We start from the raw sequence: 13,844 nt of genomic DNA, 5'->3' as shown, positions 1-13,844 counted from the left end.
TACGGGGCCGAAAATCGAGCGAATCGTGTGTGAAATGGAGGTGCGGATTCTGTGCAATTGATTGATGGAAGGTTCCTGTTTTCCGCATCTGACCTGATGCGGTTCGCCGGCTGTACGAATGCGACGTTTCTCGATCTCGCGCGGCTTGAGGGCCATGGCCCGGCGCCGCGGGAGGATGACGAGGAGGCGAAGCTTCTGCAGGAGATGGGAGACGTGCACGAGGCGGCGCATCTCGAAGGCCTGAAGGCATCGGGACGGCACGTCGTGGAAGTGCCGCGCAAGGGTCTGTCGCTGGATAGCGGGCTGGCGGAAACCAGGAAAGCGCTGGCCACCGGAGCCGATGTCATTTTCCAGGCTGCGCTCCATGGCGGCTCATGGGGCGGATGGTGCGACTTCCTTGAACGGGTAGATCGGCCCTCGGACCTGGGCGACTGGAGCTACGAGGTCACTGACACCAAGCTCAAGCGCAAACCCGATCCGAAGCATCTTCTCCAGCTGGTGCTCTACTCTGACTTGCTCGCCGATCTCCAAGGTGTCACTCCCGCCGCCGCACATGTCGAGCTTGGCAACGGCGAACGGGCGAGTTTCAGGCTGGCCGACTATTCAGCATACGCTCGGCGCGCACGGCTGCGGCTGGAGGAATTCGTCCGCACACGGCCGGAAACTTGGCCTCAGCGGTGCGCTGCCTGCACCCTCTGTCGGTGGCAGGATCACTGTCAGTCCGTGTGGGACCAGACCGACAGTCTTTACAACGTCGCGGGTATCAGCACGGGCCAGATCGCGAAACTGGAAGCCGAAGGCGTCGGCACCATGGAGGCGCTGGCCTCGCGCGACGAGCCGGTGCGGCGCATGGCGACGGCGACGCTGGAAAAGCTCGTCGCGCAGGCGCGGCTCCAGCACGCCCGCAAGGAAGGCGCGCCTTCCTTCGAGCTCAGGGTATCGTCGCCCGGCAAGGGGTTCGACCTTCTGCCGCAGCCGCAATCCGGCGACGTGTTCTACGACATCGAAGGCGACCCCTACTATGAGGGCGGGCTGGAATACCTCCACGGGCTTTGGGCCGATGGCGCCTTCACCGGTTTCTGGGCCCACGATCACGCGCAGGAGGCGCAGGCACTTTCTGATCTCTTCGCTTGGTTCCGGGACCGCTTGGCGGCCTTTCCGCAGGCCCGCATCTATCACTACGCCGCCTACGAGGTGACGGCGCTCAAGCGGCTGACGGCGAAATACGGGATCGGCGAGGCCTTTCTCGACCGACTGCTTCGGGAGCATCGGTTCGTGGACCTCTACGCCGTGGTGCGCGGCGGGCTGCTGGCGTCGGAGAGGAACTACTCTATCAAGTCCATGGAGGCCTTCTATCGGGGCAAGCGGGAGGGCGACGTCACGACTTCCGGCGGCTCGGTGGTGGCCTACGAGGAGTGGCGCCGGACAGGCGACGACGCGATCCTCGAAGAAATCCGCGCCTATAACGAGGTCGATTGTGTCTCGACGGAGGAACTGCGCGACTGGCTGGTCTCGATCCGGCCGGAGGGGCCCTGGCCCTCGCTGACCGACGAGAGCGCCGGCGAGAAAGAGGCGGAGGCGGACGAGCGGACCGCGGCCCTCCGCGCGCAGCTGGCTGCGTCGGGTCTGCCGGAGGACCGCCGGAGACTGCTTTTCGACCTGGCGCAATATCATTGGCGCGAGGACAAACCCGTCTACTGGTCGATCCATGACAGCATCGCGAAGGAGGAGGACGAGCTCGTCGAGAGCGTCGATGCCGTGGGTGGGCTGATTCGGGCGGGCGAGCCCGTGATGATCAAGCAGTCTGTCGGTCAGCGCTTCACGTTCCCGCAGCAGGAGACGCGACTGAAGGAGGGTGCCCGGCCGGCGGTCGGCTATGACGAAGACGGGTTCATCGCGACGGCGACTTTACATGACTTCGACGTCGCCAAAGGAACCCTGACGCTGAAGATCGGAAAGGCGAAGGTCGGCCTTTTGGGAAGCGTGACGGCGTTGCATCCGGAAACGCCCCTGAACACCAAGCCGATACAAGACGCGATCAACGCGGTGATCGACGATCAATGCGGGCCCAAGGTGCTGCGCGCCGCCGACGCCCTTCTGACACGCCCCGCACCCCGTTTTCGGAGCGGGCCGCGCGCGGACGTTCTGAATGGCCGCGACCCGGTGGAGGGCACGATCAGCGCGGTGATGGACATGGATGGAACAGTCCTGCCCATCCAAGGACCGCCCGGCACCGGCAAGACTTACGTTACCGCCCGGGCCATCCTCGCCCTTGTCCGGGCGGGCAGGAAGGTCGCCGTGGCGTCGACCAGTCACGAGGCGGTTAAGAACGTCCTGATGGGTATCCTCGATGCGCACGAGTGGGACGATCCCGACTTCACAATCGTCCACAAGCTGGGCGATGACAGCTATCCGGAGGAGTGTCCCATCCGGCGGACGGACAAGAATGACGAGGACCTGTTCCGCGGGGCGGACGTGGTCGGCGGCACCGCCTGGCTGTTTTCGCGCGAGGGATTGCGGGGGCATTTCGACCACATCTTCGTGGATGAGGCGGGCCAGGTGGGACTGGCCAACATGCTGGCCATGTCGACCTGCGCCGAGAATGTCGTCCTGGTCGGAGACCCGCGCCAGTTGCCACAGGTCCAGCAGGGCGCGCATCCGGCTCCGGCCGACTTGTCCTGTCTCGACTGGATGCAGGGCGGCGATGCCGCGATCCGGTCCGACCGGGGGATCTTCCTGCCCGTCACGCGGCGGATGCATCCGGACGTGTGCCGGTTCATCTCGGACCAGATCTACGAAGGGCGGCTCGAGAGCCACGCGGATACTGGGCGACAACTTGTCGATGGGGTGCCGAAATGGCCCGCCACCGGCGCCCATCTGATGCCTGTCGAGCACGAGGGCAACTCGCAATCCTCGCCGGAGGAGGTGGAGGCGATCCGTGCCGCCGCGGCGGATCTGCTGACGGGCACCTGGACTGATCGGGAGGGCCATACCCGTCCAATGACCGAGGCCGATGTCATCGTCGTTGCGCCCTACAACCTCCAGGTCAACGCCCTGCGCCGGGCCCTGCCGACGGGGATTCGCGTCGGAACGGTCGACAAATTCCAGGGACAGGAAGCGCCGGTCTGCCTCGTCTCCATGACCGCCTCTTCCGGCGAGGAGATGCCGCGTGGCATGGAGTTTCTTTTGTCGCGGGAGAGGATCAATGTCGCTGTCTCGCGCGCGAAGGGGCTGGCGCTGGTCTTCGCTTCCCCGCGTCTGCTGGATACGACATGCACGAACGTCGAGCAGATGGCTTTGGTGAACCTGCTCTGCGCGCTTGCTGAACGGCGGGCAACGCAAATTCCAAGCGAGACGGAGGAATGTTCATGACGCAGGTGAAATCGCTGGCTGAGCGGCTCGCCACCATGCCGCCAAACAAGCGATGGGAGATCGCGCGACGAGCAACGCAATGGGTCGATGACGGCGGACCCAATGCCGAACGAGGGGCCGAGGCTCTGGAGGAAATCGCCCGTTTCGAACGTGAACTTTATGCTCATCGACGTATCACCATCGGTGCGCTCTCCTGGGAGCCGCATGAGGGACAGCTGCTGATGCGCGGTTTCGAAGGAAACGAGGAGGTTGCTGGAATCGAATACACAGCCACCCATACCGCAAGCCGCAAAAAGGTATTCCGCCTCACCGTTCTCGGCCAGCGCCACCCCGAAATGTTCCATCGCGTAGAAGAAGCTCGCGCGACCGCCGACGAACTTTACCGCGAAAAAACCTCGAGAAAATGATCCGAAGCCTCGCGCAGCCTGCTGCGGATTTCCCTCGCTTGCTCATTGGCACCGATCCAGATCAGTTGGCCCAAGAGAGGTTGAGCGGCCACCTCACGCCAGAAAGGGCGCCCTCATTCGTTCCCGCTGCGTATCGCGTGCACAGCCGGGCATAGCGAACGAAGTTGCTCGGAGAAGCCTGCGAGGCCGTTTCCTTGTAAAGCCTACGATGCAACGGACATCCGCCAAGCGGTTCGACATTTCCGGCAATTGGCTTGGGTCATGACTCCGTCCCGCTTCTCTTGGCGGGCGAGATCTCTTCGTAACGAGCCTCGGCGTTCTCGCGCGCTGCGCCGTAGCGCATCATTGCCTCCTCCAGGCGCGACCTTGCCTCCTCATGGGCACCGATGGCGGCGGTGACACGTCGCGTGATCTCCGCGCACAAGGTTTCATGGGCGGAAGCGATGCCGGGGGTCGTCACGACAGCGGCCGCCTCGTGTGCCAGGGTGGCCCCGAAGATCATCGCACCCATGCAGTCGAGCTGCTCAGGAAGCGGCGGTTCATTTTCGAACCGACCGTCGGGCCATGCCCTGTTCATCGCATCCAGCAATCGGCCAAGCATCCGGATCCAGCCGTCGCCCGAACGCGTACTGAGCGCCGGAACCGGGTATTTTGGAATGGGTGCCCTGCCCACCGGTGCACCGTCGGCGATAATGGCCAGGATTGCCAGGCGCAGGATCATTGCAGCGCCAGGGTCCATCGGGTCGAGGGCCTTCTCGGAGAGCTCCTCGCGGAGCGCGTTGATGTGCTTTTCAAGGGCCTTTTCCAGTTTTGCCGGGTTCGCTCCGGCGTGCCTTTTCGGCGGCGGTCTTGCGGGGCCCGCCAGGTTGGTCTGCCCCTGTTTGTTGCCAGGTTTGTTCGGATCGTCCTGGTCCCGGTCCCGGTCGTCATTCTCCGTGTCGGCGGTCTCGCGGGTTTCGTCGTCAGTCTCATCCTCGACTTGGTCGTCATTGTTGGAGACAAGATCCGTCGAGATATCCGGCTCTTCTTCCTGTGCCGGTATCTCGAGACCCAGTCCGAGGATCTGGTTGATGTAGCGATAGGTGTCCCCCAAGGGGCCGAAGCGGACGTCTTCCTCCTCCATGGCCTTGAGGTCGTCCTCGATGGCGTTGAATTCCGCCTCGGTGAGTTGCGTGCCGGGCTTGCTTTCTACGGAAGGGCCACCGCCCCGGCCGCCACCGCCGGAACCGTGCCGCATGCCCTCCTGACGTGAAGCGTGCTCGGCCGCGTGCATACTGCGGATCTTCAAGGCGAGGTCGAGCATTTCCGTGCCGAGGTCGTGCTGCTCCCGGAAGGCGTCCAGCAGTTTCTGGTAATCCCGGCGTGAATGAGACTGGCTCGCTTGCGCAAGCCTGTCGATGGAGGCTACCGGCACGAGGGCGCTTGTTTCGGTCCCGGAAAAGCGGATACGACCGCGCAAAGGCGGCGCGTCTGCGCAGGAGATATCCGCGCCCCACGTCTCGCCGATCTGCCGCGGCTTGATCTCTTCGAGAAATTCGCCACCGCGGCCCTCGAGCCGAATGCGGCAGTCCGCCGGCGCACAGCCAGGGGGTGGCGACCAGGTTAGCCGGGACTGTTTTAGCAACAGCCCGCCGCCGTCCCGCGGCGCCGGGGGATCATCCGATCCCTTTTCAGGTGACGGAACGGGCGGCGAAAGCGCCTCGACGACAAACTGCGTCGAAAGACAGACAGACAGACCGAGACGTTCGAGTGCCGTCCCGGCGGGCTCGGTGCGGGCCAGGCAAGCTTCGGCGTTGCCGTAGCCACCCCGGCGACCGTAGAGACCGGCAGTGGAGGCGTTGGCCGAGCCGGTGAGAACATAATCGGCCTCGCGCCCGCAGGCGATGATCAGCTTGGCGTGCAGGCGTCGTTCTTCACGATCTTCCAGGTCGGTAATAGCGTGCAGGCTGGCATCTGCGAGCGTCATGAAGGCGTCCGGGTCGAGGTCGTGATAGTCGGGGTCGACGACAAGGGCGAGATCCGGCCCGCCCAGGCTCTCCCTCAACCTGACGACCGCGGAGAGCGACTTGTCCCAGAACGGCGACACGATAACCAGCCTGTCGATCGTGTCGCCTTGCGTGAAAGCTGCATACTGCTCGCCCACGCCCGTCGCCGCTTCTTCGGTAAGGAAGGCGAGCCGGTTGCCCTCGGGATCGGTGACCTCACGGGCCGGGTCCACACCCCTTAACCAAGCTACATCGGCGACGGCCCGTCGGAGGAGCCGCCGCATCGCACGGTCATCGGGCGCGCAGTGCGCCCGGAAATAGGCCAGGGCTGCCGCGAAGAGCGGCGCGGCCCATCCTTGATCCCGGTCGATATCCAGACCACATATTGCCTCCAGGTTCCCGGCGATCCCGCCGCTGGTGAGGTTCGACGACCCGACGATGAGCCGACCACGGGTTTGGCCGAGCTGCAGCACGATCTTGGAGTGAAACGCCCGGTCCACCTTGCGCTTGGCGAGGTGGTAGGTCTGGCCGGCCAGCCTCGGGGGATCGAACTCCTCGAACTGGCTGTTGATGCGGTCCTGGTCGGCGATCACGCCGATCGAACGCGACCCACCCATTCGGAGGCCGGGGTAGACCACGTTATCGAAAACATCCGGGGCAAACTCGAAACTGGTGAGAAGCGTCGCGTGGAAGCCCTTTTCCCGGAACATCCTGTCATATCTCATGCTGCCTCCATTTCGGCCCGACCGATATCGGTCAACTGCCCACCTTGGAGAAGCCCGGCATCGTCCATGAAACGCAGCGCCGTGGCCAGGCGCGGTCCCGAGCCCGATACCCAGAGGGACTCGCGAAAGAGCAGGCGCCCGTCCTCGAACTCGAACAGGTAGGTGTATCGCCCGTCGCGCAGCTTCCTCGAGGCGATCGTCAGGTGACGACGCAGAACGAACTGGCTGCAGAATGCGGCGATGGCCTCGGCTGCGGGGCGATCATTTTCCGCCTCGATCCACTGAAGCAGTGTGGCGACGGTCTGCCGCTCAGGAAGAGGCTTGTAATCGGCAAGAAGCGGCGTCGGATCGGCACCCCAGATGCGCCAGAGACGGGCAAGCGGGGCAAGGATGTCATCGAGGGAGGGTGTGCTGTCCAGAACACGTGCCTGGATATCTTCAAGGCTGCTATTCCCATTCTCGGTATCGAGCCGGGCGAGATATCCGCCGAGGGTTTCCGCATCCGAGGCAGGGGAGGCGACAATAGCTGCGAGCTCGGGGAGCCTGTAACCGGCTGGTTGGTCCGTAAGGTATTCGAGCGCTGTCCGCAAGAGCAGTTCGCACACGAGGCGCGCGGTGTCGCCCGCCTGGAAGTGCCGCCAGGACGCGTGGGTCTCGAAGAGCGGAGAGCCGGGGTCCGGATCCGTTTCCATCCAGTGCCAGCGCAGGCGCTCCTGGTCGAGCTTTCTGTCTGTCTCTCGGGTGGCTTCCTGCAGGATGAGCCGCAGCGTGTCGCGCCGGGCAATGTGGTCCGGACGGGGGATGGTCCGACCCATGAGAAGATCTAGCAGCGCCGCAGCCTCCTCGGGCGCGTCCTTGAGCGCGCTGGGCCGCATCACGGAGATCTGGCGCAGGGTGTCCCGGTCAACCCGACCGGACTTGGCGGCCGAAAGAAAGGCCGGCCCGGCGGCGCCGATTGAGGCGGCAAAGACATCGGCCAGGGCTCGGCCCTGCTCGGTGGGGACGACGAACTTTCTGCTGGAGTGGGTGGCCAGAAGGCCTATCTCGCGCATCTGCGGCGCGTAGACCTGGGAGAAGTCCCCGCCCTTGCGCCGGATGTAGCGATCCTTCGGGTCCGTGTTTCGATCCGTGGCGCGCTGGAAGTCGATGACGTCTTTGTCCCAAGACAGTGTGCTGATGGCATAGTCGCGCCCGGAAATCCCGACTTCCCCGGAGCTTTCGGCCGGGTGGTCCGGGTTGTAGAGGCTGGCAAGCGCATAGAGCGCCTCGGCGCGCCGGGCACGGTCGTCGTAATCGTCGCGGGAGTCCGTGGGGTTGTCATTTGCATAGCTGCTGAGCCACCAGGCATGAAAACAGTAATACCGCGGACGGGTTGTGACTGTACTGAAGCCCGACAGGAGCCGGCGATAGAGAGATTCCACCGGTGCGCGCATCGCGAGCGGATCCTGTCCGCGTCTTTCACCGATGCTCGTCCAGGTCGTCGTTCCATCCATTGCCCCATGTACCTCCCCGGATAACCTGCAAAACCCGGGCGACAGGATCAATGGAGATCGTGGCAGAAGAAGGGCGAAGACCCCGTGTTGTTCCCAGACGAGAAGGAATTCCGTGGCCTTTTTTTGCGGCAAAGCCGCCGGTCGTCTTTCTCCGTCGCCCCGCGGTTTAGGTATCCACCATTCATGAAATGTCTGTGAGTGGCGGCAAGAAGCTCAGCCCGCTGCTTCTCTGATCGTTTATGGTCGCTTCGGCACCCTACCTGTCGAAGCATCGCTCACGGCCCAAGCCAGCCTTTCAAAAGTCCATGATTGTCGCAGTGCCATTTTCCGAAGCGGCCCTGCGTGCGCACCGCAGCATTCCCATTCTCAACTCCGTCCTGAACTACTAACCGCGTTCGGGTTACTTGTCACGCAGACCGTGGGAAAAGTCGTTTCGAGAAAGCGAATCTCGGCCATCAGCAGGTGTGAGCAATAAAGTAGGGTTGATGCTTCGCTTTCTGCATGATTGGCTAATGATTGAGGTAACTTAAGCGCCAAGGCCTTCGTCTCGTAAAAGCATTGGTGACGAAAGGAACGGCACAGGGCGAAATGCAATCATACACCAATTTATTGACCCGTGACGGCCTGACAAGTTCAGCTGAATACCTGTTCGAACTTCTCCGCGATTACGATCTGACGCCCGGGCAGTCCGAAGTAGTTATCCATCTGGGTAACTTTCTCGACAGCGACACTCACGACGTGTTCGTCCTCAAGGGGCATGCGGGCACCGGCAAGACCTTCCTGATCGATGCCCTCATCAAGTTGCTGCGAGCTCAGCACCGGACATACGCTCTTTCGGCTCCAACGGGCCGAGCGGCCAGAGTTATCCAGGAAAAAACCCAAGCCGACGCCTCAACCATCCACGGCATGATCTACAACTTCGACAAGATCGAAGAGCACAAGACCGAGGGCGTGGAAGGCTCCGAGACATACAAGCTCATCGTCAGCTTATCGGTGAACGAGTCACCAGCGGACACTGTCTTCATCACAGACGAGGCTTCTCTGATCTCCGATCAATACTCGGAAGCGGAATTCTTTCAGTTCGGTTCAGGTTACGTGCTGCGTGACCTGATGCATTTCGTCAACTTCGACAACAACAAGCATCGAAAGAAGCTGATCCTCATTGGTGACGATGCCCAGCTGCCGCCTGTCGGCATGTCGTTCTCGCCAGCCCTCTCTACCGATTACCTCAAGGAAAATTTCGGCGTTCGAGTGTTCGACTATGAACTTTCCGATGTCGTTCGTCAGAAAGCCGACAGCGGCATTCTCAGGAACGTCCAACCACTGCGGGAAAGCCTGAAGAGCGGTGTCTTCAACAAGCTGGCATTCGACACCAAGCTGGCAGACGTCGATCGTATCGGCACAGACCAAGTCGTCTCGACTTTCCTTGAGGCATCCGGAAACCGCGTAAACAACACTTCCGTCGTCATTACGCGGTCGAACGCCGAGGCCGGCATGTTCAACCGCTCCATCCGGGAACGTCTGTTTCCTGGGCAGCCCGCAGCCGCCCCGGGCGACAAACTCATGGTAGTGAAGAACACGAAGGTCTCAGGCATCCGCATTGCGAACGGGGACTTCGCGGTTGTCCGGTCCATCTCAGATGATCGCAAGGTCCGCTGGGTCACCCTTCGCCGAAAGAACGAGGAAACCGGGGTCGTCGAAGAGATCCCCGTAGAGCTGTCGTTCAGGGAGGCAGAGCTCGGATTGCGTCTGATCGATGGGTCGGCGGTCTTCGTCACCACGAACATCCTCGAAAACCTTCTCTACGAGGACCGACCTCAACTCAGCTCGGACGAGAACAAGGCACTCTACGTCGATTTTTGCCAGAGGTATGCCGACCTCAGGAAGGACCCACAGGCGTTCCGACAGGTACTGATGGATGACCCATTCTTCAATGCGCTGCGGGTCAAGTTCGGTTACGCTATCACCTGCCACAAAGCACAGGGCAGCGAGTGGGATACCGCCATCGTCAGCTGCACCTCTTTAGGCAATCCCTTGGCGGCCGACAACTTTCGCTGGCTCTACACGGCATGCACGCGCGCAAAGTCACGCCTCTTCCTTCTTGATCCACCAAGTATCGAGGTAGGCTCTGGCATCAAGACCGCGGGTCTCGCTCCAGGTTTTCTCGGCGCACCGACCTCTCCCTCGAATGTCGAGGTGACCTCGGCACCAAAGGCCGCCGCAGCACTCGAGCCCGATAGGAAAGCGCCCAGCGATCCAAGCCAACCGGCGCCGGCTGATTTTCGCGAGGTCATCCGCCAGCGGATCGAGGCCTTCCTTGCTGGAGCTGCTATCGAGATCGAAGGCATCGAGCACAATCAATACCAGGAGGCCTATTTCTTCCGCTGTGGCGAAAGCCAGGCGAGGATCAACATCTGCTATAACAGCAAGCTCAAGATCACCAGCGTCATCGCTCCGCAATCCGGCGAGCTGACCGATAAGCTGATGGCGTCGCTCTCCGGCATGGTTGGCGAAAGCTGCGCAGCCCCCATGAACTCAACGCCTGCAGTCGCAGCGGCCAGCGGTATTCGGGCGCCGGGTTTCGCACACCCGTTCCTCGAGGAGTTTCACCACAAGCTTTCGAGCCGAATGCAGGCTCACGCGATTGATATCGTGGGGCTGGAGCAGAAGCAGTGGTTCCAGCGGTACAGCTTCCAGCGCCTTGGAGAGCAGGCTGCCGTCGACATCTACTACAAAAGCAACCATGTCTTCAGCAAGTGCCAGCCGGTCGGACATGTTCGCGAACCATCCGCTCTCCTGCGCGACGTGATCGAAATCCTTACAGTCGAGATGAGCGCATGAGCGAAACGAAGGAGATCTTCCGGCTCCGTAAGGCGGGAGAGGTCGATCAGGCCTACACGCTGGCAAAAGAGGCGATGGCGGGCCCCGATACCGATGACTGGGATGTTCGGGCCCTAAGCTGGTGTCTTGTCGATCTTCTCAAGCGTGCCGCCCGCCAGAACGACAGGGCGCGCCTTTCAACTTTTGCCGGCGAGCTCGAGGCCCTGCCCTTGCCAGCAGGGGACGATATCCTCGAGAATCAGCGTCGGTTCGCGCTCTCTCTCGCGGAGAAAGGACGACACGAGATCCTTTCCGCACGGAACCACAGCAAGGCAGGGCGTTACGAGCAAGCCTGCCGTCTCTACCACGATCTTCTTGCAAGGGATGCGCTCTACCCAGCCGATCACCCAGGCTACGGCTGGGATCTATATCGCTGGACGAAGGACATTCTGTCCGCATCCGAAACCCCGGCACCGGCCGCAATTGGGCAAGCCCGTCGCAATCTCAACATCTACATGAAGCTCAGCGTCGATCGACCATCACCGCTCCACAGCTGCATGCTGAAAATCGCCTGGCAACTTGCCTCGGGTAATCATCTCGACCTGCCGGCTTTTGTTGGTTTGTGGGGCCTCGAAAACCTGCTCCCTGATGATTACGACCGCTTCACGACAACCGACGGCAAGACGCTGCCAGCACTTGCGGAAAAGGTTGTGCAGCGCGCGGCCAAAGATGCCGCAGCGGCGGGTAATCCTCGCGCCATCACCGCGCTCATGCCGCATCTCGAAGCGATGATGGTGCGCTATCCCGATAACGTCTGGTTCCGTCAGAACCTGGTCAAGTTTCTCACTTCGCTTGGCCGCCAGGATGAAGCACGCGAGCAAGCGATCCTATTCGCCAGGGAGAAGTCGCAGGAGTTCTGGGCCTGGGACCTGCTGGGCGACCTTCAGGTCGATCCGAACCTCCGGGTTGCGTGCTACTGCAAGGGTTTGCTGTGTCCCTCCGAAGAGGGTTTCGTGGGGCGTCTGCGTCTCAAGCTCGCGCGAGAGTTGAGTACCCAAGGGTATCCAGCCGAGGCTCGGGGCGAAATCGAGACGGTTCTCACGCATCGTGTGAAATCAGGATACCGCGTTCCCCGCGAGGCGGAAGAGCTCATGGCGGCGCCGTGGTATATGGGAGCTACAGCCGCGCCTCCGAGCAAGAAATTCTACCTCCGGTTTGCCGGTCGCGCAGAGGAGATTCTTTTCGAAGACATCGACTGGATTGATGCGTGCGTCGGCGACAGCTTCACGATCGAGCGCGAAAAACGAAAAACCCTCCGACGACTATACATCGCGGACAAGCCGATGACGCGAGAGATCACCGTTCCCGAGCGCGCGTTGGGGCTGAAAAATCTAAAGCCCGGACAGCCGGTCCGGATCAAGGCTGATCTCGGTGCCTCCATCAGCGACCGCACAAAGCTTTACTCGGCCGCTTTGCGCGATGACGGAGTATTTCACGACACCCTCCATGAGATCGTAGGCGTTGTAGATCACGTGAACTTCCCGAAAGGGGTTCTTCATGTCATTGCGGGCCGCGAGATAGATGGCGTGATTGACCTTTCGGAAATCAACGCTTCGATAGGCGATCACATCGCCTTGCGGGTTGCCCGCTATAGCACGCGAAAAGGGGTTCGGACCCGTGTGGTCACCGCCACCCCCACCGATGTGGAGGTGGACGAAACTGTCTGTCGACGCTTCCGGACCACCGTGCGGATCAGCAATGGCATGGGGTTCACCGATGACGGGATCTTCATTCCGCCTGACATCGTTCGCTCCCATGACATGCAGGACGACGAACTCGTGTCCGGCCGGGCCGTCATCAACTTCAACAAGAAGAAACGCAGCTGGGGCTGGAAGGCTCTGACGATTGACGCCCTTCAAGACACAGGCGTGGTTCATGGGCGGGAGTGATTACAAAGTCCGACATGCTTATACTCGGTCGGTGACCCCGAGCTGAGAACGGCGGTTGTCTATTCGTCCGTGAATCTCGTTCGTTGCACTATCCGCTCTCAAGTCGGGTCGGCCTCCAATCGATGACGCAGTAAGTAACCCTTGCAGGTCAGACCCCGCAAACACGAAGATTAAGACACGATAAAAAGGCAAACAATGATGGACGCAAGCCTCGCCAAGGGTCATGCAACTGCTTTTCTGCAAGAACAGCCAGACCACATCTCAATCCTGGAATGGATTGAAAGCCCCCAACCGGCGCAAGCATTTAAGAAATTCGCATTGTCTTCTCAGATGGAGAAAGAGGGGCGCGTCCTTGAAGCTATTTCACCACTAATCTGCCCACCTTTTACTGAGGTATTCATACCCCACCCATGGAGTGAATTACTCAAGTCAGTTGGTGCCCAGCTGATAAGTGCAGCGCCGGAAAGCGAAGTATTTCATCCAGATAACATCGATGAGCTGTGGTACGATGAAAAGTCGGTTTTTCTGAATAATCTTCTATATACGGCCACTTCGGAGAAAGTGGAGTCCTCTTTGCTCACAGTCGCAAACATGAGCCATCATACGATCAGAAGGATGCTTGAGCGCAGCATCGCCGATGACAAATCCCTGGATTATATCGTGAGGGTCTCGATGGCTGTTGCCCGTGATCTTGCGCAGATCTTTGGCTTGACATCGTTGGAGCAACACGGAGCCTATGAATTCATTATTCCTTTCATGGGTGGCGCATTCTTCGCTGAGACAAGGAATGTCTCGCCAGGAATAAATAAATCCTATCAAGGGGACCGGTGGGTGTTCTCGCTCCGCACTTTCTACAGTGCAAGCATGTTGAAACCTGATCACCTTGAGCGCATGGCCGGTATGAGTATAGAAAAAGACGGATCCATGCGGCTTCGCTGGCTGGGGCAAACTCGGGAGATGCAGCGCGGTTTGTTGAAGCAAGCCGACGTCAACCACCTTAAAAGCTGGCTGCAAGCAAATGCGAGGCCATCAAGGAAGAAGTCTGCCGTTTCTTGAGATAAAGCGCGTGAGTTGTAGTTGAGAATTTCATGTA

At 60.9% G+C, this 13,844-nt stretch carries 7 protein-coding genes; 5 read left to right on the top strand and 2 right to left on the bottom strand.

The genetic code is table 11. The annotated features are described in order from the left end of the window. The first annotated feature begins 51 nt into the window (after positions 1-51). A complete protein-coding gene (locus tag DQW77_RS14725) occupies positions 52-3,372 on the top strand; it encodes a TM0106 family RecB-like putative nuclease (protein ID WP_220124969.1) in 3,321 nt (1,106 codons plus the stop codon). Further along, on the top strand, positions 3,369-3,779 hold the full coding sequence (locus tag DQW77_RS14720; RefSeq protein WP_147094984.1) for a hypothetical protein: 411 nt from the start codon (positions 3,369-3,371) through the stop codon (positions 3,777-3,779). The genes DQW77_RS14725 and DQW77_RS14720 overlap by 4 nt, the downstream gene beginning before the upstream one ends. A gap of 259 nt (positions 3,780-4,038) precedes the next feature. Here the strand turns inward: DQW77_RS14720 and DQW77_RS14715 are convergent, their stop codons facing one another. Further along, a complete protein-coding gene (locus DQW77_RS14715; RefSeq protein ID WP_113258989.1) occupies positions 4,039-6,489 on the bottom strand; it encodes a hypothetical protein in 2,451 nt (816 codons plus the stop codon). Then, on the bottom strand, positions 6,486-7,982 hold the full coding sequence (locus DQW77_RS14710) for a hypothetical protein (RefSeq protein WP_113258988.1): 1,497 nt from the start codon (positions 7,980-7,982) through the stop codon (positions 6,486-6,488). Before DQW77_RS14710 ends, DQW77_RS14715 begins: the two co-directional genes overlap by 4 nt. Before the next feature lie 561 nt (positions 7,983-8,543). Between DQW77_RS14710 and DQW77_RS14705 the strand changes: the two genes are divergently transcribed. The 3 genes from DQW77_RS14705 (at position 8,544) to DQW77_RS14695 (ending at position 13,807) form a co-directional block, all read left to right on the top strand. After that, entirely contained in the window at positions 8,544-10,823 is a 2,280-nt protein-coding gene (locus DQW77_RS14705) for an ATP-dependent RecD-like DNA helicase (protein WP_181711286.1), read from the top strand. After that, positions 10,820-12,751 carry a DUF7017 domain-containing protein gene (locus DQW77_RS14700; RefSeq protein ID WP_113258986.1) on the top strand — a complete coding sequence of 644 codons (1,932 nt, stop codon included), beginning with the start codon at positions 10,820-10,822 and terminating at the stop codon, positions 12,749-12,751. Before DQW77_RS14705 ends, DQW77_RS14700 begins: the two co-directional genes overlap by 4 nt. A 195-nt stretch (positions 12,752-12,946) precedes the next feature. Then, positions 12,947-13,807 carry a hypothetical protein gene (locus tag DQW77_RS14695; RefSeq protein ID WP_113258985.1) on the top strand — a complete coding sequence of 287 codons (861 nt, stop codon included), beginning with the start codon at positions 12,947-12,949 and terminating at the stop codon, positions 13,805-13,807. Positions 13,808-13,844 lie beyond the last annotated feature (37 nt).

Origin of the sequence: Roseovarius sp. TE539, assembly GCF_003298505.1 — a bacterium.
In the GTDB taxonomy this organism is placed as follows: domain Bacteria; phylum Pseudomonadota; class Alphaproteobacteria; order Rhodobacterales; family Rhodobacteraceae; genus Roseovarius.
The sequence above is the reverse complement of the archived record's forward strand: the minus strand, read 5'-3'. Positions and strand labels throughout refer to the sequence as shown.

What these genes read in the sequence shown, in the direction of transcription:
- DQW77_RS14720 (WP_147094984.1), top strand. Translation starts at nt 3,369, where the DNA reads ATGACGCAGGTGAAATCGCTGGCTGAGCGGCTCGCCACCATGCCGCCA.
- DQW77_RS14715 (WP_113258989.1), bottom strand. Translation starts at nt 6,489, where the DNA reads ATGAGATATGACAGGATGTTCCGGGAAAAGGGCTTCCACGCGACGCTT.
- DQW77_RS14700 (WP_113258986.1), top strand. Translation starts at nt 10,820, where the DNA reads ATGAGCGAAACGAAGGAGATCTTCCGGCTCCGTAAGGCGGGAGAGGTC.
- DQW77_RS14695 (WP_113258985.1), top strand. Translation starts at nt 12,947, where the DNA reads ATGATGGACGCAAGCCTCGCCAAGGGTCATGCAACTGCTTTTCTGCAA.
- DQW77_RS14710 (WP_113258988.1), bottom strand. Translation starts at nt 7,982, where the DNA reads ATGGATGGAACGACGACCTGGACGAGCATCGGTGAAAGACGCGGACAG.